Source organism: Pseudomonas sp. MPB03 (genome assembly GCF_046605385.1).
In the GTDB taxonomy this organism is placed as follows: domain Bacteria; phylum Pseudomonadota; class Gammaproteobacteria; order Pseudomonadales; family Pseudomonadaceae; genus Aquipseudomonas; species Aquipseudomonas zanjanensis.
In genome coordinates this window covers 5,536,946-5,556,794 of sequence record NZ_CP176770.1, presented here as the reverse complement: position 1 = coordinate 5,556,794, position 19,849 = coordinate 5,536,946, and the positions used below count along the sequence as shown (strand labels likewise).

At 63.4% G+C, this 19,849-nt stretch carries 17 protein-coding genes and 1 other RNA gene; 16 read left to right on the top strand and 2 right to left on the bottom strand.

Going from position 1 to position 19,849, the window contains the following annotated elements:
- Nucleotides 1-83: 83 nt before the first annotated feature.
- Both ACLH0I_RS24060 and ACLH0I_RS24055 read right to left on the bottom strand, forming a co-directional pair.
- On the bottom strand, nt 84-446 hold the full coding sequence (locus tag ACLH0I_RS24060; protein WP_411385571.1) for a YraN family protein: 363 nt from the start codon (nt 444-446) through the stop codon (nt 84-86).
- On the bottom strand, nt 446-2,257 hold the full coding sequence (locus tag ACLH0I_RS24055; protein ID WP_411385570.1) for a penicillin-binding protein activator: 1,812 nt from the start codon (nt 2,255-2,257) through the stop codon (nt 446-448). Before ACLH0I_RS24055 ends, ACLH0I_RS24060 begins: the two co-directional genes overlap by 1 nt.
- A 363-nt stretch (nt 2,258-2,620) precedes the next feature.
- Here ACLH0I_RS24055 and rsmI point away from each other — a divergent pair, with 363 nt between their 5' ends.
- The 16 genes from rsmI (at nt 2,621) to ftsA (ending at nt 19,782) form a co-directional block, all read left to right on the top strand.
- Nucleotides 2,621-3,526 carry a 16S rRNA (cytidine(1402)-2'-O)-methyltransferase gene (rsmI, locus tag ACLH0I_RS24050; protein WP_411385569.1) on the top strand — a complete coding sequence of 302 codons (906 nt, stop codon included), beginning with the start codon at nt 2,621-2,623 and terminating at the stop codon, nt 3,524-3,526.
- A 74-nt stretch (nt 3,527-3,600) separates the two neighbouring features.
- An RNA gene (gene rnpB, locus ACLH0I_RS24045) (RNase P RNA component class A) lies at nt 3,601-3,954 on the top strand.
- A 308-nt stretch (nt 3,955-4,262) separates the two neighbouring features.
- On the top strand, nt 4,263-4,718 hold the full coding sequence (gene mraZ, locus ACLH0I_RS24040) for a division/cell wall cluster transcriptional repressor MraZ (RefSeq protein ID WP_003205355.1): 456 nt from the start codon (nt 4,263-4,265) through the stop codon (nt 4,716-4,718).
- The gene (rsmH, locus tag ACLH0I_RS24035; protein ID WP_411385568.1) at nt 4,715-5,662 is read left to right on the top strand and encodes a 16S rRNA (cytosine(1402)-N(4))-methyltransferase RsmH; all 948 of its coding nucleotides are present in this window, start codon (nt 4,715-4,717) and stop codon (nt 5,660-5,662) included. Before mraZ ends, rsmH begins: the two co-directional genes overlap by 4 nt.
- Nucleotides 5,659-5,952 carry a cell division protein FtsL gene (gene ftsL, locus ACLH0I_RS24030; RefSeq protein ID WP_003178214.1) on the top strand — a complete coding sequence of 98 codons (294 nt, stop codon included), beginning with the start codon at nt 5,659-5,661 and terminating at the stop codon, nt 5,950-5,952. The genes rsmH and ftsL overlap by 4 nt, the downstream gene beginning before the upstream one ends.
- The gene (locus ACLH0I_RS24025; protein ID WP_186705198.1) at nt 5,952-7,691 is read left to right on the top strand and encodes a peptidoglycan D,D-transpeptidase FtsI family protein; all 1,740 of its coding nucleotides are present in this window, start codon (nt 5,952-5,954) and stop codon (nt 7,689-7,691) included. The genes ftsL and ACLH0I_RS24025 overlap by 1 nt, the downstream gene beginning before the upstream one ends.
- Complete coding sequence (locus ACLH0I_RS24020) at nt 7,691-9,154, top strand: UDP-N-acetylmuramoyl-L-alanyl-D-glutamate--2,6-diaminopimelate ligase (protein WP_411385567.1); 1,464 nt, start codon at nt 7,691-7,693, stop codon at nt 9,152-9,154. The genes ACLH0I_RS24025 and ACLH0I_RS24020 overlap by 1 nt, the downstream gene beginning before the upstream one ends.
- The gene (locus ACLH0I_RS24015) at nt 9,147-10,514 is read left to right on the top strand and encodes a UDP-N-acetylmuramoyl-tripeptide--D-alanyl-D-alanine ligase (RefSeq protein WP_411385566.1); all 1,368 of its coding nucleotides are present in this window, start codon (nt 9,147-9,149) and stop codon (nt 10,512-10,514) included. The genes ACLH0I_RS24020 and ACLH0I_RS24015 overlap by 8 nt, the downstream gene beginning before the upstream one ends.
- Entirely contained in the window at nt 10,514-11,596 is a 1,083-nt protein-coding gene (mraY, locus tag ACLH0I_RS24010) for a phospho-N-acetylmuramoyl-pentapeptide-transferase (RefSeq protein WP_047228816.1), read from the top strand. The genes ACLH0I_RS24015 and mraY overlap by 1 nt, the downstream gene beginning before the upstream one ends.
- A 5-nt stretch (nt 11,597-11,601) precedes the next feature.
- On the top strand, nt 11,602-12,948 hold the full coding sequence (gene murD, locus ACLH0I_RS24005) for a UDP-N-acetylmuramoyl-L-alanine--D-glutamate ligase (protein WP_186705125.1): 1,347 nt from the start codon (nt 11,602-11,604) through the stop codon (nt 12,946-12,948).
- Nucleotides 12,945-14,162 carry a putative lipid II flippase FtsW gene (ftsW, locus tag ACLH0I_RS24000; protein ID WP_411385565.1) on the top strand — a complete coding sequence of 406 codons (1,218 nt, stop codon included), beginning with the start codon at nt 12,945-12,947 and terminating at the stop codon, nt 14,160-14,162. The genes murD and ftsW overlap by 4 nt, the downstream gene beginning before the upstream one ends.
- A complete protein-coding gene (murG, locus tag ACLH0I_RS23995; protein ID WP_186705126.1) occupies nt 14,152-15,222 on the top strand; it encodes an undecaprenyldiphospho-muramoylpentapeptide beta-N-acetylglucosaminyltransferase in 1,071 nt (356 codons plus the stop codon). Before ftsW ends, murG begins: the two co-directional genes overlap by 11 nt.
- Nucleotides 15,215-16,675 (top strand): UDP-N-acetylmuramate--L-alanine ligase, encoded by a 1,461-nt coding sequence (gene murC / locus ACLH0I_RS23990; protein ID WP_053124957.1) that lies wholly within the window; start codon nt 15,215-15,217, stop codon nt 16,673-16,675. Before murG ends, murC begins: the two co-directional genes overlap by 8 nt.
- Nucleotides 16,672-17,637: a D-alanine--D-alanine ligase gene (locus ACLH0I_RS23985; protein ID WP_053124955.1), complete on the top strand. Its 966-nt coding sequence runs from the start codon at nt 16,672-16,674 to the stop codon at nt 17,635-17,637. Before murC ends, ACLH0I_RS23985 begins: the two co-directional genes overlap by 4 nt.
- Before the next feature lie 3 nt (nt 17,638-17,640).
- Complete coding sequence (locus ACLH0I_RS23980) at nt 17,641-18,507, top strand: cell division protein FtsQ/DivIB (RefSeq protein ID WP_186705128.1); 867 nt, start codon at nt 17,641-17,643, stop codon at nt 18,505-18,507.
- 15 nt (nt 18,508-18,522) lie between these two features.
- Nucleotides 18,523-19,782 (top strand): cell division protein FtsA, encoded by a 1,260-nt coding sequence (gene ftsA / locus ACLH0I_RS23975; protein WP_003205342.1) that lies wholly within the window; start codon nt 18,523-18,525, stop codon nt 19,780-19,782.
- Nucleotides 19,783-19,849 lie beyond the last annotated feature (67 nt).

Here is a 19,849-nt window from a genome sequence, read left to right as displayed (position 1 = left end):
GCGACTTATCGGCACAAACATGTGCGGCGCGCAAAGCAAAGAGCAAAAAAGTTAGGTGAAGGTGTCCGGCTCGGCATGGGCGCTCAACTGTCGAAGGCGTTCTGCAGCCAGTTCAACTGGTCGGCGTTACTGTCGATGGCAACCACGTCGAAGCGGCAGGGATGATCGGCCCAGCGAGACTCGCGTTGCAGGAAGTACTGCGCGGCGAAAATCAGCTTTTGGCGCTTGCGCCCGTCAATGCTGTCGAGCGCGCCACCCCATTGGGTATTTTTTCTGTAGCGGACTTCGACGAATACTACTGTATCGCCGTCAAGCATGACCAGATCAAGCTCGCCGCGTTTGCACAACCAGTTCTGCGCCAGCAGCTGCAGGCCGTGTTGCTCGAGATGCGCGAGGGCCTGGCCCTCGGCATCCCGTCCGCTTTGCTGGCGTGATCGGTCAGGCATTAGCGCTGGGTGTCCGGCAGGCGCTGCACCTGGCCGTTGACGAACTCGGCCCAGGGCAGTTGACGCTGTACGCGCTGGGTGGGAGACACGGCCAGGCTGCCCGACAGGCCTTCGATGCGGCTGTCCGGCAACGTCTTGAGCTGGCCCAGGCGCGGCGCCAGGCGATAGGCGTCCGCCCCCATCGCGTACAACCGACCCAGGCTGCCACCCGCCTGGGGCCACTGCGCGGTGACCTGCTTGCGCAGCGGGTCATTGGCGTCGAGCAGCCAGGGGGTTTCACAGAAGCGGATGCCGCTCATGTCGTTGTACTGGTTCTGGTCGCCGCTGGCGCTGAACACCGAGGACGTTGCGTAGACCGGCACGTCGCCGGCGTACTGGAAGTTCAGGGTCGGCTTGATCTGCTGGGCCTGCTGCGGTGTCGAGGCGAGGAAGATGAACTCGATATCCTGGCGACGGGACGGCTGGGCCGCGACCGTGGTGCCGACGGTGTTTTGCAGGCTCTTGGCGCGACCTTCACTCTGGCGCAACTGGAACATGTCGGCGATCTGCTGGGCCAGCTGGACCGGCTGGTCGACACGTTCGATGGCGACGATGGTGCCGCCGTTGGCCTGCCAGTCCTGGCTGAAGGCCTTGAGCACGCGATCGCCCCATTCGCCCTTCGGCACCATGGCGGCGGCGCGGTGCAGGCCATCGGCACGGGCGCGACGGGATACTTCGCGGGCTTCATCCTCAGGTGCCAGGCCGAACTGGAACAGTTGCGGTGGCCCTTGTTCGCCTTCGCTGTAGTTCAGTGCCAGGGTGGTGATCGGCAATTGCGGGCGGGTGCTGATCTGCTTGACCAGCGGTTTTTCCAGCGGGCCGATGACCAGTTGCACGCCGTCGGCCTGGGCCTTGCGATAGAACTCGTCCATGGAGGTCAGGCTGGCGCTGTCATAGAACTGGATGCTTGGCGGCGTCTGCCCGGCCTGCTGGGCCTGGTAGTGGGCAGCCATGAAGCCCTCGCGCAAGGCCTTGGCAACCGCGGCCAACTGGCCACTCTGTGGCAGCAGCAGGGCGATCTTGCTCAATGGCTGGCTGGCCAGTTCCTTGAGCTTGACCAGGGGTGTCGGCAGTTGCAGGGCGGCAGGGTGCTTCGGGTTCTGTTCGCGCCAGTGGTCGATGGCCGCCTGCTGCTGTTCCAGGGTGCCAGCGGTCTTGACGACTTGGGCCAGGCTCAGCCAGCCGCCGAGATCGTCGTTGGAGGTTGGCTGCAACTGGTCGGTGGGCAGCGAGGCGATCAGCGACCAGATGGCTTCATGGTTTTTCGCTGCGGCGTCGTTCTCCAGCAGGGGCGCAAGGAAGATGCGCTCCTTGGCGGCGGCCAGGGTCTGGCCATCGGCTTCGAGGGCGCGGGCACGGACGGTGCCGGTGCGGACCTGCTGCTCCACCGGCATTTCGCTCAGGTGTTGCAGGCTTGGATGACTCAGGGCGGTCAGCGCAGCCTTGGGCTGGTTGCGGGTCATCGCCAGTTCAGCCGACAGCGTGCTGGCGAAAATCTGCTGGCCGGGCTTGAGTTGCTCCATCGGCACTTGTTGCAGGATCTGTGCGGACTGGCCGGCATTGCCCTGGCGGTAGGCCAGGTCCGCGGCGCTCAGGCGCAGCAGGGCGGCCTTTTCCGGGGTTTTGCTTTGGGTGGCCTGTTCGAGCAGTTGCTCGATACTGGCATCCGGGGTCCGTGGAAGTTCGCCAAGGCTGGACGAGGGCGAGCTGGCGCAAGCCGCCAGGAGGGCAGCGAGGCAAAGGGCGGAGAGCAGCCGCAGGCAAGCGATCATGTAAGTGTTCCTGATACGAGATCAAATTAGCGTCGAATTGTACCCAAGCACTGGCCGGGGCGCGATGTTAGTGGCGTGAATCGATCAATTTAGGTATTTCAAAGAGTGCGGCGCAGCACAAAAGACGCTGATCGCTCCGCAATATTGCATTTGTGGCGAGGGAGCTTGCTCCCGCTGGGCTGCGTAGCAGCCCTAAGCCATTCAATACGCTACATCAATGTGGCTGGCAGATTTTTACGACTGCTGCGCAGCCGAGCGGGAGCAAGCTCCCTCGCCACAAGGGCTTGTGCAACCTTCTAGTGAGAGGTGGCGCCTCGGGGTGCCAGGTACTGCGAACAGCCGAGACCGCCGCTACACGCTACAATGGCGGTTTTTACCGATCATGAGGTGCGCGTTTTGACTGCTCCAGGTGCTTTGAATTCCGCTGCCGGCTCGCTTTATGTGGTGGCGACGCCCATCGGCAACCTGGACGATATCAGTGCCCGGGCGCTGAAAATCCTGCAGGAGGTCGCGCTGATCGCGGCTGAAGACACGCGCCACTCCCAGCGCCTGCTGCAACATTTCGGCATTTCCACGCCGTTGGCGGCCTGTCATGAACACAATGAGCGGGACGAAGGCAGTCGTTTCATCACCCGGCTGTTGGCGGGTGATAACGTCGCGTTGATTTCCGATGCCGGTACGCCGCTGATTTCCGACCCCGGCTACCATCTGGTGCGCCAGGCCCGCGCGGCTGGCATCAATGTGGTGCCTGTGCCGGGGGCTTGCGCATTGATCGCGGCGCTGTCGGCGGCAGGCCTGCCGTCGGACCGTTTCATTTTCGAGGGTTTCCTGCCGGCCAAGGCGGTAGGGCGGCGGGCGCGCCTGGAAGCTATAAAGGAAGAACCGCGCACGCTGATCTTTTATGAGGCGCCGCACCGCATCCTCGAATGCCTGCAAGACATGGAGCTGGTGTTCGGCCCCGAGCGCCAGGCGCTGCTGGCCCGGGAGTTGACCAAGACCTTTGAAACCCTCAAGGGCCTGCCCTTGGCCGAGTTGCGCGCCTTCGTCGAAAGCGACAGCAACCAGCAGCGCGGTGAGTGCGTCGTGCTGGTGGCAGGCTGGACACCGCCGCAAAACGAGGACGCTGTCAGCAGCGAGGCGATGCGCGTCCTGAACCTGCTGCTCGAGGAAATGCCCCTCAAGCGCGCCGCGGCCCTTGCGGCGCAGATCACCGGCGAGCGCAAGAATGTGCTGTACCAGGTCGCACTGGAAAAACAGAAAGACCAGTGAAACCGGGACACGGTGCTGGCCCGGGGCTTTTAGCGCTTGTTCTTCAAGCGCTCTACCGTTAACCTTCGCGGCGGAGAGTCGATCGGACAGTCGCTGCCCTCTATGAAAATTAGAGGGGGGAGGAAAGTCCGGGCTCCATAGGGCGAAGTGCCAGGTAATGCCTGGGAGGCGTGAGCCTACGGAAAGTGCCACAGAAAATAACCGCCTAAGCGTTTCGGCGCCGGTAAGGGTGAAAAGGTGCGGTAAGAGCGCACCGCACGGCTGGCAACAGTTCGTGGCTAGGTAAACCCCACTTGGAGCAAGACCAAATAGGGTCCCAAGGCGTGGCCCGCGCTGGGACCGGGTAGGTTGCTAAAGATGTCCAGTGATGGCCATCGTAGACGAATGACTGTTCAAGACAGAACCCGGCTTACAGATCGACTCTCCACCTTTTCCCTTCCTGCCGGAATCACTGGCAGATGCAGTTCCTAATACCAAAAAAATCTTACTCTTAACAAATCACTTTAACTTGTGCGCGCAGTCCCCTGTGCAGCCTCAGGTTGAGGCGCCTTTTCCTACGTCAGATTCTTGTTACCCCTCCTGAAACGCTCCTAAATCTCCGATCTATAAGGCTTTTCCTTCATTCCGCGCCTTGACGGTGCGGTGGGCGCATTCCTATAGTGTGCGCAAGTGGCGGAAAGTGGCATGAAGTGGGTTTTTTTGAAGGTAAAACGCCAAAAAGTGGAGAAACGCAGACGTGTTTCGCGGAGCTAACGCTATCAGTCTCGATGCAAAAGGCCGGCTCGCCATGCCCAGCCGGTATCGTGACGAGCTCGTTTCGCGAAGTTCGGGGCAATTAATCGTCACAATCGACGCTGTTGACCCATGTTTGTGTGTCTACCCCTTGGATGAGTGGGAAATCATCGAAACCAAACTGCGCGCACTGCCTTCGCTGCGTGAAGAAAACCGCCGCCTGCAACGCTTGCTGATCGGTAATGCCGTCGACCTCGAGCTCGATGGCAGCGGTCGTTTCCTGGTGCCGCCGCGCCTGCGCGAGTACGCCAAGCTGGACAAGCGCGCGATGCTGGTGGGCCAACTGAACAAGTTCCAACTGTGGGACGAAGATGCCTGGAATGCGGTTTCTGCCGCTGACCTCGCTGCTATTCAACAACCGGGCGCCATGCCTGATGAACTGCGTGATTTGATCCTGTGACTATTGATAGCGGCTTTAACCACATCACCGTACTGCTTGACGAAGCCGTCGAGGCTCTCGCCGTACGTCCTGATGGCTGCTATCTGGACGGCACGTTCGGGCGTGGCGGGCACAGCCGGCTGATTCTCAGCCAGCTCGGTCCGGACGGTCGGTTGCTGGGGTTCGACAAGGATCCTCAAGCGATTGCCACCGGGCAAGCGCTGGCGGCCGAAGACGGCCGCTTTGTCGTTGTGCAGCGCAGCTTTGCCGAGTTGGGCGCGGAAGTCGCCGAGCGTGGCCTGGCGGGCAAGGTCAGTGGCGTGCTGCTCGACCTGGGCGTGTCGTCGCCGCAACTGGACGACCCGGAGCGCGGCTTCAGTTTCCTCAATGACGGTCCGTTGGACATGCGCATGGATCCGTCCCGTGGCATCAGCGCCGCCGAATTCGTCAACACCGCCCCGGTGGAAGAAATCGCCCGTGTCTTCAAGGAATACGGCGAAGAGCGTTTCTCCGGCCGCATGGCCCGTGCCGTGGTCGAACGCCGCGACGTCAAGCCCTTCGAGCGTACCGGCGACCTGGCCGAAGTGCTGAAAGTGGCCAACCCGGCCTGGGAGAAGGGCAAGAACCCGGCGACCCGTGCTTTCCAGGGCTTGCGCATCCACGTCAATAACGAGCTGGGCGATCTGGAAGTTGGTCTCGAAGCAGCGCTTGAGGCGCTGGAGATCGGCGGTCGGCTGGTGGTGATCAGCTTCCATTCCCTGGAAGACCGCATCGTCAAGCTGTTCATGCGCAAGCTCACCAAGGGCGAAGCCGATAACCTGCCGCGCAACCTGCCGGTGCGTTTCGAAGCCTTCGTACCGAAAATCAAGATCCATGGCAAAGCGCAGTTCGCCTCCGACGCCGAACTCAAGGCCAACCCACGTGCCCGTAGCGCCGTCATGCGTGTCGCGGAGAAGTTGCGGTGAGCAAGCTCTTCGCCAAGCCCCTGCCTGGCGGCAGCTTTTTCATGCTGCTGCTGTTTATCGGCGTGCTCGTGTCGGCCATCGCCGTGTCCTATAGCGCGCACTGGAACCGGCAGTTGCTCAACACCCTCTACAACGAACTGAGCGTGCGCGACAAGGCGCAGGCCGAGTGGGGCCGGTTGATCCTGGAGCAAAGCACCTGGACCGCCCATAGCCGTATCGAAGTACTGGCTACCGAACAGCTGAAAATGCGCATTCCCGGCGCCGCCGAAGTGCAAATGGTGGCGCCATGATGAAACTCGAAGGGGCGCTGTTCCCGTGGCGGTTTCGTCTGGTCCTGGGCTTGCTCGGGATCATGGTGGCGGCGATTTCGTGGCGCATCATCGACCTGCAGGTCATCGACCGTGACTTCCTCAAGGGGCAGGGCGACGCTCGCAGTGTGCGTCATATTCCGATTCCGGCGCACCGTGGCCTGATCACCGACCGCAACGGCGAACCCCTGGCCGTGAGTACCCCGGTGACCACCTTGTGGGCCAACGCCAAGGAAATGCAGCAAGCCAAGGAAAAATGGCCGGCCTTGGCCGCCGCCCTCGGGCAGGACCCCAAGGCCTTGGCCGAGCGTCTTGAAGCCCAAGCCAATAAGGAATTCATCTACCTGGTGCGCGGGTTGACGCCCGAGCAAGGCCAGGGCGTGCTCGACCTGAAAGTGCCCGGTGTCTACGGCATCGAAGAATTCCGGCGTTTCTACCCGGCCGGTGAAGTTACCGCCCACATGGTCGGGTTTACCGACATCGATGATCGAGGGCGCGAAGGGGTCGAGCTGGCCTATGACGAATGGCTCGCCGGGGTCGCCGGCAAGCGCCAGGTCATCAAGGATCGGCGCGGCAGGCTGATCAAGGATGTCCAAGTCACCAAAAACGCCAAGGCCGGCAAGCCCTTGGCGTTGTCCATTGACCTGCGCCTGCAATACCTGGCCAACCGCGAGCTGCGCAACGCCATCGTCGAGAACGGTGCCAAGGCCGGCAGCCTGGTGATCATGGACGTGAAGACCGGCGAGATCCTGGCGATGGTCAACCAGCCGACCTACAACCCGAACAACCGCCGCAACCTGCAACCGGCGATGATGCGCAACCGCGCGATGATCGACGTGTTCGAGCCGGGTTCGACCATGAAAGCCGTGTCCATGGCCGCCGCCCTGGAAACCGGGCGCTGGAAACCGAGCGACACCGTCGAGGTCTACCCGGGCACCTTGCAGATCGGCAAGTACACCATCCGTGACGTGTCCAAGACTGAAGGCCCGGTGCTCGACCTGACCGGCATCCTGATCAACTCCAGTAACGTCGGCATGAGCAAGATCGCCTTCGATATCGGCGGCGAGACGATTTATCGCCTGGCCCAGAAAATCGGCCTCGGCCAGGACACCGGCCTGGGCTTCCCGGGCGAGCGTGTCGGCAACCTGCCGAACTACCGTGACTGGCGCAAGGCTGAGACCGCCACGTTGTCCTATGGCTACGGCGTTTCCGTGACCGCGATCCAGTTGGTCCACGCGTTTTCCGCGCTGGCGAACAACGGGCGCATGGCACCGCTGACCCTGATCAAGACTGACAAGCCACCGCAAGCCACCCAGGTGATCCCGGAAAACGTCGCCAAGACCATGCAGGGCATGCTGCAACAGGTGATCGAGGCGCCGCGTGGTGTCTACCGCGCCCAGGTGCCGGCCTATCACGTGGCAGGCAAGTCGGGTACGGCCCGCAAAACCTCCGTGGGCACCAAAGGCTACGCCGAGAATTCCTACCGTTCGCTGTTTGCCGGCTTCGGGCCGATGAGCGACCCACGCTACGCCATCGTCGTGGTCATCGACGAACCGAGCAAGGCGGGCTACTTCGGTGGCCTGGTCTCGGCGCCGGTGTTCAGCAAAGTGATGTCCGGCACCCTGCGCCTGATGAACATTACCCCGGATAACCTTCCGCCGACCCAGCAGGCCAATACCGCACCGGTCATTCCCTTGAAAGCCGAAGGAGGGCGTGGCTGATGTCCCTGAGCCTGAACAAGATTTTTGCCCACGCCGGTCACGATCTGCTGATTCGTGAATTGGCCCTGGACAGCCGCAATGTACGTGCCGGGGACTTGTTCCTGGCGGTGCCGGGCGCCCGTGTCGATGGTCGCGACCATATCGCCGACGCCCTGAAGCGCGGCGCGGCTGCCGTGGCGTATGAAGTGCAAGGCGCGACCGTGCTGCCGATCACTGACGTGCCGCTGATTCCGGTCAAGGGCCTGGCGGCGCAGCTGTCGGACATCGCCGGACGGTTCTATGGCGACCCGAGCCGCCACCTGAACCTGGTGGGCGTGACCGGCACCAACGGCAAGACCAGCGTGACCCAACTGGTGGCCCAGGCCTTGGACCTGCTCGGCCAGCATTGCGGCATTGTCGGCACCTTGGGCAACGGTTTTCATGGCGCGCTGGAAAGCGGCCTGCACACCACGCCGAACCCGATTGCCGTGCAAGCGACCCTGGCGGACCTGAAGAAGGCCGGTGCCAAGGCCGTTGCGATGGAAGTCTCGTCCCATGGCCTGGACCAGGGTCGTGTGACGGCGCTGGCGTTCGACGTCGCGGTGTTGACCAACCTGTCCCGCGACCACCTGGACTACCACGGCACCATGCAGGCCTACGGCGAAGCCAAGGCCAAGCTGTTTGCCTGGAGTGACTTGAAATGCCGGGTCATCAATCTCGACGACGAGTTCGGCCGGCAACTGGCCGCCGACAAGCGCGAGTCCCGGTTGATCACCTATAGCCTGGAAGATACCAGCGCCTACCTTTATATACGCCAGGCGCAGTTCGACGATGAAGGCGTGCGCGCCACACTGGTCACGCCCCAGGGCGAGCACCATCTGCGCAGCACCTTGCTCGGCCGCTTCAACCTGAGCAACGTATTGGCGGCCATCGGCGCCTTGCTCGGCCTGGACTACGCGCTGGACGAAATCCTCAAGGTGTTGCCAAGACTTGAAGGGCCGGCCGGGCGCATGCAGCGCCTCGGCGGCGGGGCCCAACCGTTGGTGGTGGTCGATTACGCCCATACCCCCGACGCGTTGGAAAAAGTCCTCACGGCCTTGCGTCCTCACGCCAAGGGCCGGCTGCTGTGCCTGTTCGGCTGCGGCGGCGATCGCGATCGCGGCAAGCGCCCGTTGATGGCAGAAGTGGTGGAGCGTCTGGCGGACGGCGTGCTGGTCACCGACGACAACCCGCGCAGCGAAGACCCGCTGCGGATCTTCGACGACATCCGCGCCGGTTTTACCGCTGTGGATAACGTCACCTTCGTCGCTGGTCGCGGCCAGGCCATTGCCCAGTTGATCGCCAGCGCCTCGGCGGACGATGTCATCGTCCTGGCCGGCAAGGGTCACGAGGACTATCAGGAAATCAACGGCGAACGCCATGGGTTCTCCGATCTGGTGGAAGCCGATCACGCCCTGACCGCGTGGGAGGTGGCCCATGCTTAAGGCCCTGAAACTCAGCGAGCTGACCAACGCCCTGAATGCGCGCCTCATTTCTGCGGACGCCACCTTCAGCGGCGTGAGCATCGACAGCCGGGCGATCGCGCCGGGGCAATTGTTCGTCGCCCTGACCGGTCCGCGTTTCGACGGCCACGATTACTTGAACGAGGTCGCGGGCAAAGGTGCGGTCGCCGCATTGGTCGAGCGGGAAGTGAGCAACAGCACGTTGCCGCAATTGCTCGTCAGCGACACTCGCCAGGCCCTGGGCCAGCTCGGTGCGCTGAACCGCGCAGCGTATGGCAACCCGGTCGCGGCCATTACCGGTTCCAGCGGCAAGACCACGGTCAAGGAAATGCTTGCCAGCATCCTGCGCACTCGTGGTGCGGTGCTGGCGACCCGTGGCAACCTGAACAACGACCTCGGTGTGCCCCTGACCTTGCTGGAACTGGCACCGGAACACAGCGCCGCCGTCATTGAATTGGGGGCTTCGCGGCTCGGCGAGATCGCCTACACCGTGGCCATGACCAAGCCCCACGTGGCGGTGCTCAACAACGCCGGGACCGCCCACGTCGGCGAGTTCGGCGGCCCGGAAAAAATCGTCGAGGCCAAGGGCGAGATCATCGAAGGGCTGGATGCCAATGGCGTCGCCGTGCTGAATCTCGACGACAAGGCCTTCGAAATCTGGAAGACCCGGGCGGGGGAGCGCAAGGTGCTGAGCTTTGCCCTGAGCAACCTCGCCGCGAATTTCTACGCCAGCGACCTGGACCGTGATGCCCGCGGTTGCCCGGCCTTTAACCTGCACAGCCCCGACGGTGCCGAGCGGGTCCAATTGAACCTGCTGGGCACCCATAACGTCGCCAACGCCCTGGCCGCCGCAGCTGCCGCCCATGCCCTGGGCGTGTCGCTGCCGGGCATCGTTGCCGGGCTGAACGCCGTGCAGCCGGTCAAGGGGCGCTCTGTCGCGCAACTGGCCAGCAACGGCATGCGCGTGATCGACGACACCTATAACGCCAACCCGTCGTCCATGTGCGCGGCGGTGGATATCCTCGCCGGTTTCTCCGGCCGTACCGTGCTGGTGCTGGGGGATATCGGCGAGTTGGGCGAATGGGCGCAACAGGGACATCACGATGTCGGTGCCTATGCGCGCGGCAAGGTCGATGCGCTGTATGCGGTCGGTCCGATGATGGCCCATGCAGTCGCCGCGTTTGGCGAGCACGCACGGCATTTCACTACTCAAGCCGAATTGATCCAGGCCCTGGGCGCCGAGCAGGACCCGAACACCACCTTATTGATCAAGGGTTCACGCAGCGCAGCGATGGAAAACATCGTCGCGGCGCTGTGCGGCACCACCACGGAGAAACATTAATGCTGCTGCTGCTAGCGGAGTACCTGCAACAGTTCCACAAAGGCTTCGCGGTCTTCCAGTACCTGACCCTGCGCGGGATCCTGGGTGTGCTGACCGCGTTGTCGTTGTCGCTGTTCCTGGGCCCGTGGATGATCCGCACCCTGCAGAACCTGCAGATCGGCCAGTCGGTCCGTAACGACGGTCCGCAATCGCACCTGTCCAAATCCGGTACGCCGACCATGGGGGGCGCGCTGATCCTGTCGTCCATTGGCATCAGTACCGTGCTGTGGGCTGATTTGGCGAACCGTTATGTCTGGGTTGTGCTGTTGGTGACGTTGCTGTTCGGCGCCATCGGCTGGGTCGACGACTACCGCAAGGTCATCGAGAAGAACTCCCGTGGGCTGCCAAGCCGCTGGAAGTATTTCTGGCAATCGGTGTTCGGCCTTGGCGCGGCGATCTTCCTTTATATGACCGCCGCCTCGCCGGTGGAAACCACCCTGATCCTGCCGATGCTCAAGGACTACAGCATTCCGCTGGGCGCTGGTTTCATCGTATTGACCTACCTGGTGATCGTCGGTTCGAGCAACGCGGTCAATCTCACCGACGGCCTCGACGGCCTGGCGATCATGCCCACGGTCATGGTCGGCGGCGCCCTGGGGATCTTCTGCTACCTGTCGGGTAACGTGAAGTTCGCCGAATACCTGCTGATCCCGTATGTGCCGGGCGCGGGTGAATTGATTGTGTTCTGCGGTGCGCTGATCGGTGCCGGACTGGGCTTCCTGTGGTTCAACACCTACCCGGCGCAAGTCTTCATGGGCGACGTCGGCGCGCTGGCGCTGGGCGCGGCCCTGGGCACCATCGCCGTGATCGTTCGCCAGGAAATCGTCCTGTTCATTATGGGCGGTGTGTTCGTGATGGAGACCCTGTCAGTCGTCATTCAGGTTGCCTCCTTTAAATTGACCGGCCGCCGCGTATTCCGCATGGCGCCGATCCACCACCACTTTGAACTCAAGGGCTGGCCCGAGCCACGCGTGATCGTCCGTTTCTGGATCATCACCGTGATCCTGGTGCTGGTCGGCCTTGCCACCCTGAAGCTGAGGTAGAACGAGTGTCCCTGATTGCTTCTGACCACTTCCGCATCGTTGTCGGCCTCGGCAAGAGCGGCATGTCCCTGGTTCGCTTCCTGGCGAACCGGGGCGTGTCGTTTGCCGTGGCCGATACGCGGGAAAATCCGCCTGAGCTGGCCACGCTGCGCCGTGACTATCCACAGGTGGACGTGCGTTGTGGCGAGCTGGACGTCGAATTCCTGTGCCGTGCCGATGAACTCTACGTGAGTCCCGGCCTGGCCCTGGCGACCCCAGCCCTGCAGGCTGCCGCTGCCCGTGGCGTGAAGTTGTCCGGCGACATCGAGCTATTCGCGCGCAACGCCAAGGCGCCGATCGTTGCCATCAGCGGTTCCAATGCCAAGAGCACCGTCACCACCCTGGTGGGTGAGATGGCCGCGGCGGCCGGCAAGCGTGTCGCCGTGGGCGGCAACCTCGGTACCCCGGCACTGGACCTGCTCAGCGATGACGTCGAGTTGTACGTGATGGAACTGTCGAGCTTCCAGCTCGAGACCACCGACCACCTCGGTGCCGAAGTGGCCACCGTGCTCAACGTCAGCGAAGACCACATGGACCGCTACAGCGGCCTGCCGGCTTACCACCTGGCCAAGCACCGGATTTTCCGGGGTGCCCGGCAAGTGGTATTCAACCGCCAGGACGCCCTGACCCGGCCGTTGTTGGGCGAGGGCATGCCGTGCTGGTCCTTCGGCCTGGGCGTTCCGGATTTCAAAGGCTTCGGGTTGCGCGAAGAGAACGGCGAGAAATACCTGGCCTTCGAATTCCAGATCCTGATGCCGGTGCGCGAGTTGAAAATTCGCGGCGCCCACAACCAGGCCAATGCCCTGGCTGCGTTGGCCCTGGGGCATGCGGTCGGCCTGCCGTTCGACGCCATGCTCTCGGCCCTGCGCACCTTCGCCGGCCTTGAGCACCGCTGCCAGTGGGTACGCGACCTCGATGGCGTGGCCTGGTACAACGACTCCAAGGCCACCAACGTCGGTGCCGCGCTCGCGGCCATCGAAGGCCTTGGCGCGGACATCGACGGCAAGCTCGTGCTGATCGCCGGCGGCGACGGCAAGGGTGCCGACTTCAAGGACCTGCGCGACCCCGTTGCCGCCAACTGCCGCGCCGTGGTGCTGATGGGCCGTGATCGCGAATTGATCGCCCAGGCCCTCGGCGATGCCGTGCCGCTGGTACGCGTCGCTTCGCTGGACGAGGCGGTGCAGCAATGCCGCGCCCTTGCCCAGCCGGGCGATGCGGTCCTGCTGTCGCCGGCCTGCGCCAGTTTCGACATGTTCAAGAACTACGAAGAGCGTGGGCAGTTGTTCGCCCAGGCCGCGGAGGACTTGGCATGAACCTGATGAACATCATCAAGCCGTACCCGTCGCCGCTGATTACCGGTCGTGGCATCGATCTGGATTTCCCGATGCTCGCCGGTTGCCTGGCCTTGCTGGGCCTGGGCCTGGTGATGATCACCTCCGCGTCGTCGGAAGTGGCCGCCGTGCAGTCGGGCAACACCCTTTACCACATGATCCGCCACCTGATTTACCTGGTGATCGGCCTGGGCGCGTGCATCGTCACCATGATGGTGCCGATCGCCACTTGGCAACGCCTGGGCTGGATGATGTTGCTCGGTGCCTTCGGCCTGTTGGTGATGGTGCTCTTGCCGGGTATTGGTCGCGAGGTCAACGGCTCGATGCGCTGGATCGGCTTCAGCTTCTTCAACGTCCAGCCTTCGGAGATCGCCAAGGTCTTCGTGGTGATCTACCTCGCCGGTTACCTGGTGCGTCGCCAGAAGGAAGTGCGCGAGAGCTGGATGGGGTTCTTCAAGCCGTTCATCGTGTTGCTGCCGATGGCCGGCCTGCTGCTGATGGAACCGGACTTCGGTGCCACGGTGGTGATGATGGGCGCGGCGGCGGCGATGCTGTTCCTCGGCGGCGTCGGGCTGTTCCGTTTCACCTTGATGGTCGCGCTGGCGGTTGCGGCGGTGACGGTGCTGGTGCAGGCGCAACCGTATCGGATGGCGCGCCTGATCACCTTTACCGATCCGTGGGCGGACCAGTTTGGTTCCGGCTATCAATTGACCCAGGCGCTGATTGCCTTCGGTCGCGGCGAGTGGCTGGGCGTGGGCCTGGGCAACAGCGTGCAGAAGCAGTTCTACCTGCCGGAAGCCCACACCGACTTCGTGTTCTCGGTCCTGGCCGAAGAACTGGGGATGGTGGGTTCCCTGTGCACCGTCGCCCTGTTCGTGTTCGTCTGCGTGCGTGGCATGTACATCGGCTTGTGGGCGGAAAAGGCCAAACAGTTTTTCGCCGCCTATGTGGCGTATGGCTTGTCGTTCCTGTGGATCGGCCAGTTTTTGATCAACATCGGCGTGAACGTCGGCCTATTGCCGACCAAGGGCCTGACGCTGCCGTTCCTCAGTTATGGCGGCAGCTCCCTGGTGATCTGCTGTGCCTGTCTCGGCCTGTTGCTGCGTATCGAATGGGAGAGTCGAACCCACCTGGGCAGCGAAGAGATGGAATTCCAGGAGAGCGACTTCGCCGAGGAGCCGACTCATGGGCGCTAACGTGCTGATCATGGCGGGCGGTACCGGCGGGCACGTATTCCCGGCGCTGGCCTGTGCCCGGGAGTTCCAGGCACGCGGCTACACCGTGCATTGGTTGGGCACGCCACGGGGCATCGAGAACGAACTGGTGCCCGGCGCCGGCCTCGAACTGCACCGGATCGACGCCAGCGGCCTGCGGGGCAAGGGCAAGCTGTCGTTGCTCAAGGCACCGCTGATGCTGCTCAAGTCGGTCTGGCAAGCGCGGGCGATCATTCGTCGGCTGCGGCCGGTGTGCGTGGTCGGGTTCGGCGGTTATGTGACCGGGCCGGGCGGCGTTGCGGCAAAACTGGCCGGTGTGCCGGTGATCGTCCACGAGCAGAACGCCGTGGCCGGTACCGCCAATCGGTTACTGGTGCCGTTGGCCGCCCGGGTCTGTGAAGCCTTTCCCGACACCTTTACCCTGTCGGGCAGCCGCCGCACCACCGGCAATCCGGTGCGTACCGAGCTGTTCCTCGAAACACCGCGCCCGGCCCTGGCCGGACGCAAGGCGCGTTTGCTGGTCCTGGGTGGAAGCCTGGGGGCAGAACCGTTGAACAAATTGCTGCCCGAAGCCCTGTCGCAGGTCGCCCCCGAACTGCGCCCGGAAGTGTTTCACCAGGCCGGCAAAAACCACGATGAAGTGACCGCCGAGCGCTACCGCGCCGCCGGCGTCGAGGCGCAAGTGCAGCCTTTCATCAAAGACATGGCCCAAGCCTATGGCTGGGCCGACCTGGTGGTCTGCCGCGCAGGCGCGCTGACCATCAGTGAACTGGCTGCCGCCGGTCTGCCCTCGATGCTGGTGCCTTTGCCCCACGCCATCGACGATCACCAGACCCGTAACGCCGATTATTTGGCCCGTGAAGGCGCTGCCTTCCTGATGCCGCAAAGAACGACTGGCGCCGCGGATCTTGCCGCCCGCCTGACAGAGGTTTTGATGCAGCCGCAACGACTTGAAGACATGGCCCGCGCCGCCCGCCGCCTGGCCAAACCCGATGCCACAGCCCAAGTGGTCGATACCTGCCTGGAGGTGGCCCATGGTTGAGAATCGCAAAGCCATGCCGCAACCGGAAATGCGCCGTATCCGCCGCATCCACTTCGTCGGTATCGGCGGCGTGGGCATGTGCGGGATCGCCGAGGTGCTGCTGAACCTGGGTTACCAGGTCTCGGGTTCCGACCTGAAGGCTTCCCCGGTCACCGAGCGCCTGGAGTCCTTCGGCGCGCAGATTTTTATCGGCCACCGTGCCGAGAACGCCGCCAATGCCGACGTGCTGGTGGTGTCCAGCGCCGTGAACACGTCCAACCCGGAAGTCGCCACCGCCCTGGAACGCCGCATCCCGGTGGTGCCACGGGCTGAGATGCTCGCCGAGCTGATGCGCTATCGCCACGGCATCGCCGTCGCCGGTACCCACGGCAAGACCACCACCACCAGCCTGATCGCCTCGGTGTTCGCCGCTGGCGGCCTGGACCCGACGTTCGTGATCGGTGGCCGCCTGAATGCCGCGGGCACTAATGCCCAACTGGGTACCAGCCGCTACCTGATCGCCGAAGCCGACGAGAGCGATGCGAGTTTCCTGCACCTGCAACCACTGGTGGCCGTGGTGACCAACATCGACGCCGACCACATGGCGACCTACGACGGCGACTTCAACAAGCTGAAGAAAACCTTCGTGGAGTTTCTGCACAACCTGCCGTTCTACGGTCTGGCGGTGGTGTGCCTGGACGATCCGGTGGTGCGTGAGATCCTGCCGCTGATCAAGCGTCCGACCGTGACCTACGGTTTTGGCGAAGACGCCGACGTACGCGCCATCAACGTGCGCCAGCAGGGCATGCAGACATTCTTCACCGTCTTGCGCCCTGATCGCGAGCCGTTGGACGTGTCGGTGAACATGCCTGGCAACCACAACGTGCTCAACGCCTTGGCCACTATCTGCATCGCCACCGACGAAGGTGTCAGCGATGAAGCCATCGTCCAGGGCCTGTCCGGGTTCCAGGGTGTGGGTCGACGCTTCCAGGTCTACGGCGAATTGCCGGTGGACGGCGGCAACGTGATGCTGGTGGATGACTACGGCCACCACCCGACCGAAGTCGCGGCGGTGATCAAGGCCGTGCGCGGTGGCTGGCCGGAGCGGCGCCTGGTGATGGTCTACCAGCCGCACCGCTACAGCCGCACCCGCGACCTGTACGACGACTTCGTCCAGGTATTGGCCGACGCCAACGTGCTGCTGTTGATGGAAGTCTACCCGGCCGGTGAAGAGCCGATCCCCGGGGCCGACAGCCGCCAGCTGTGCCACAGCATTCGCCAGCGTGGCCAGTTGGACCCGATCTACATCGAACGCGGCGTGGACCTCGCGCCGCTGGTCAAGCCGCTGCTGCGCGCCGGCGACATCCTGCTGTGCCAGGGTGCCGGCGACATCGGTGGCCTGGCCCCGAAACTGTTGAACAGTCCGTTATTCGCCGGAGCCATCGTGGCCTCCAGCGAGGGGAAACTGAAATGACTGCTGCCTACGCCAACCTGGTCTCGACCCTCGATCCGAAAGCCTTCGGCCGCGTTGCCGTGCTGTTCGGTGGCAAGAGCGCCGAGCGCGAGGTCTCCCTCAAGTCCGGCAACGCCGTGCTGCAAGCCTTGCAAAGCGCCGGCGTCGACGCCTTCGGCATCGATGTGGGCGACGATTTCCTGCAGCGCCTGCTCAGCGAAAAGATCGACCGCGCGTTCATCATTCTCCACGGTCGCGGCGGTGAAGACGGCAGCATGCAAGGCCTGCTCGAATGCCTGGGCATTCCCTACACCGGCAGCGGCATCCTCGCGTCTGCCCTGGCGATGGACAAGCTGCGCACCAAGCAGGTCTGGCACAGCCTCGGCATTCCAACGCCGCGTCACGCCGTGCTGGCGTCCGAGGCCGATTGTATTTCGGCGGCCACGGAACTGGGCTTCCCTTTGATCGTCAAACCGGCCCATGAAGGTTCAAGTATCGGCATGGCGAAAGTGAATTCGCTGCCTGAGTTGACCGCAGCCTGGAAGGACGCCAGTTCCTACGATTCGCAAGTGTTGGTCGAACAGTGGATCACCGGTCCCGAGTTCACCATCGCCACCCTGCGTGACCAGGTGTTGCCCCCGATTGCGCTGGGCACGCCCCACACGTTCTACGACTACGACGCCAAGTACATCGCCAACGATACCCAGTACCGCATTCCCTGCGGGCTGGATGCGGCCAAGGAAAAACAACTGATGGACCTCACGGCCAAGGCCTGTGAGGCGCTGGGTATTGCCGGTTGGGGCCGGGCGGACGTGATGCAGGACGCCGATGGGCAGTTCTGGTTCCTGGAAGTCAACACCGCCCCTGGCATGACCGATCACAGCCTGGTGCCGATGGCGGCCCGCGCCGCCGGCCTGGATTTCCAGCAACTGGTGCTGTCGATCCTGGCCGCCAGTGTCGGCCAACAAGAGCCAAGAGGTTAAGCCATGCAAGGCGCATCGCTTCGTCATCAGCCATCCGCACCCGGTCGCAAGCCGGTGCCGCGGGGTGCCAGCCGAATGGTGGCCAAAGAGCCGATGTCGGCGCGCTTGCCGAAAGCCAATTTTGGCTTTCTCAAGAGCCTGTTCTGGCCAGTGATGCTGGTTGCGCTGGGGTTCGGTACGTATGAAGGCGCGCAACGGTTGTTGCCGTATGCCGACCGGCCAATCGCCCGGATCAACGTCCAGGGCGACCTGAGCTACATCAGCCAGCAGGCGGTGCAGCAGCGGATCGCCCCGTTCGTCGCGTCGAGCTTCTTCACCATCGACCTGGCGGGCATGCGCACGGAGCTGGAGCAGATGCCCTGGATCGCCCACGCCGAAGTCCGGCGGGTGTGGCCCGACCAGGTGTCGATTCGCCTGGAAGAACAGCTGCCGGTGGCCCGTTGGGGCGACGAGTCGCTGTTGAACAACCAGGGCCAGGCGTTTACGCCGCGGGAACTGGCCAACTATGAACATTTGCCACAACTGTTCGGCCCACAGCGGGCCCAGCAGCAAGTCATGCAGCAATACCAGGTGTTGAGTCAGATGTTGCGGCCGTTGGGCTTCTCCATCGCGCGCCTGGAGTTGCGTGAGCGCGGCAGTTGGTTCCTGACCACTGGCGCGGGCAGCTCGGGGCCGGGCATCGAGCTGTTGCTCGGTCGCGGCAACCTGGTGGAAAAGATGCGCCGCTTCATCGCCATCTATGACAAGACGCTCAAAGAACAGATTACGAACATTGCGCGCATCGATCTGCGCTACGCCAACGGCCTGGCTGTTGGCTGGCGGGAACCTGTAGCGCCGACGACGGCCGAACCCGCCGTCGCGAAGAATTAAGAAGAGGCAGGACCCATGGCAAACGTGCAAAGCGGGAAAATGATCGTCGGTCTCGATATCGGCACTTCCAAAGTGGTGGCGCTGGTAGGCGAAGTCGCGGACGACGGCACGCTGGTCATCGTCGGGATCGGTACACACCCGTCCCGCGGCTTGAAGAAAGGCGTGGTGGTGAACATCGAGTCCACCGTGCAATCGATCCAGCGCGCCATCGAAGAGGCGCAACTGATGGCCGGTTGCCGGATCCACTCGGCGTTCGTCGGCGTGGCGGGCAATCACATCCGCAGCCTGAACTCCCACGGCATCGTGGCGATTCGTGATCGCGAAGTCAGCTCCGCCGACCTCGAGCGCGTTCTCGACGCGGCCCAGGCCGTGGCAATCCCGGCCGACCAGCGGGTGCTGCACACCTTGCCGCAGGATTACGTGATCGATAACCAGGAAGGCGTGCGCGAGCCCCTGGGCATGTCCGGCGTGCGCCTGGAAGCCAAGGTCCACGTGGTGACCTGCGCGGTGAACGCCGCGCAGAACATCGAGAAGTGCGTGCGCCGCTGCGGCCTGGAAATCGACGACATCATCCTCGAGCAACTGGCCTCGGCCTACTCGGTGCTGACCGACGACGAGAAAGAGCTGGGCGTGTGCCTGGTGGACATCGGCGGCGGCACCACTGACATCGCGATCTTCACCGAAGGCGCGATCCGCCACACGGCCGTGATCCCGATTGCCGGCGACCAGGTGACCAACGACATCGCCATGGCGTTGCGCACCCCGACCCAGTACGCCGAGGAAATCAAGATCCGCTACGCCTGTGCCCTGGCGAAACTGGCCGGTGCCGGTGAAACCATCAAGGTGCCAAGCGTCGGCGACCGTCCACCGCGCGAACTGTCGCGCCAGGCCCTGGCCGAAGTGGTCGAGCCGCGTTACGACGAGCTGTTCACGCTGATCCAGGCCGAACTGCGTCGCAGTGGCTACGAAGACCTGATCCCGGCCGGCATCGTGCTGACCGGCGGTACGTCGAAGATGGAAGGCGCGGTCGAGCTGGCCGAGGAGATTTTCCACATGCCGGTGCGCCTGGGCGTGCCCCATGGCGTCAAGGGCCTGGATGACGTGGTCCGTAACCCGATCTATTCCACCGGCGTGGGCCTGTTGATGTACGGCCTGCAAAAACAGTCCGACGGGATCTCGTTCTCGGGCATTGGCAGTCGCGACAGCTACAGCAGCGACGAGCCTAAGGCACCGCTGTTCGAGCGTCTCCAGGCTTGGGTCAAGGGCAACTTCTAACAGTTTCAAAGCTTCACGCGGCAGGTTTCAGGCTTGGCGCTGGAAGACGCGGCAAACGCAGTAGGCG

Bases quoted from the DNA above. Each gene is read 5' to 3' on its own strand.
- ACLH0I_RS24060 (WP_411385571.1), bottom strand. From the start codon at position 446: ATGCCTGACCGATCACGCCAGCAAAGCGGACGGGATGCCGAGGGCCAG.
- ACLH0I_RS24055 (WP_411385570.1), bottom strand. From the start codon at position 2,257: ATGATCGCTTGCCTGCGGCTGCTCTCCGCCCTTTGCCTCGCTGCCCTC.
- rsmI (WP_411385569.1), top strand. From the start codon at position 2,621: ATGGCGGTTTTTACCGATCATGAGGTGCGCGTTTTGACTGCTCCAGGT.
- ACLH0I_RS24025 (WP_186705198.1), top strand. From the start codon at position 5,952: ATGAAACTCGAAGGGGCGCTGTTCCCGTGGCGGTTTCGTCTGGTCCTG.
- ACLH0I_RS24020 (WP_411385567.1), top strand. From the start codon at position 7,691: ATGTCCCTGAGCCTGAACAAGATTTTTGCCCACGCCGGTCACGATCTG.
- ACLH0I_RS24015 (WP_411385566.1), top strand. From the start codon at position 9,147: ATGCTTAAGGCCCTGAAACTCAGCGAGCTGACCAACGCCCTGAATGCG.
- mraY (WP_047228816.1), top strand. From the start codon at position 10,514: ATGCTGCTGCTGCTAGCGGAGTACCTGCAACAGTTCCACAAAGGCTTC.
- ftsW (WP_411385565.1), top strand. From the start codon at position 12,945: ATGAACCTGATGAACATCATCAAGCCGTACCCGTCGCCGCTGATTACC.
- murG (WP_186705126.1), top strand. From the start codon at position 14,152: ATGGGCGCTAACGTGCTGATCATGGCGGGCGGTACCGGCGGGCACGTA.
- murC (WP_053124957.1), top strand. From the start codon at position 15,215: ATGGTTGAGAATCGCAAAGCCATGCCGCAACCGGAAATGCGCCGTATC.
- ACLH0I_RS23985 (WP_053124955.1), top strand. From the start codon at position 16,672: ATGACTGCTGCCTACGCCAACCTGGTCTCGACCCTCGATCCGAAAGCC.
- ACLH0I_RS23980 (WP_186705128.1), top strand. From the start codon at position 17,641: ATGCAAGGCGCATCGCTTCGTCATCAGCCATCCGCACCCGGTCGCAAG.
- ftsA (WP_003205342.1), top strand. From the start codon at position 18,523: ATGGCAAACGTGCAAAGCGGGAAAATGATCGTCGGTCTCGATATCGGC.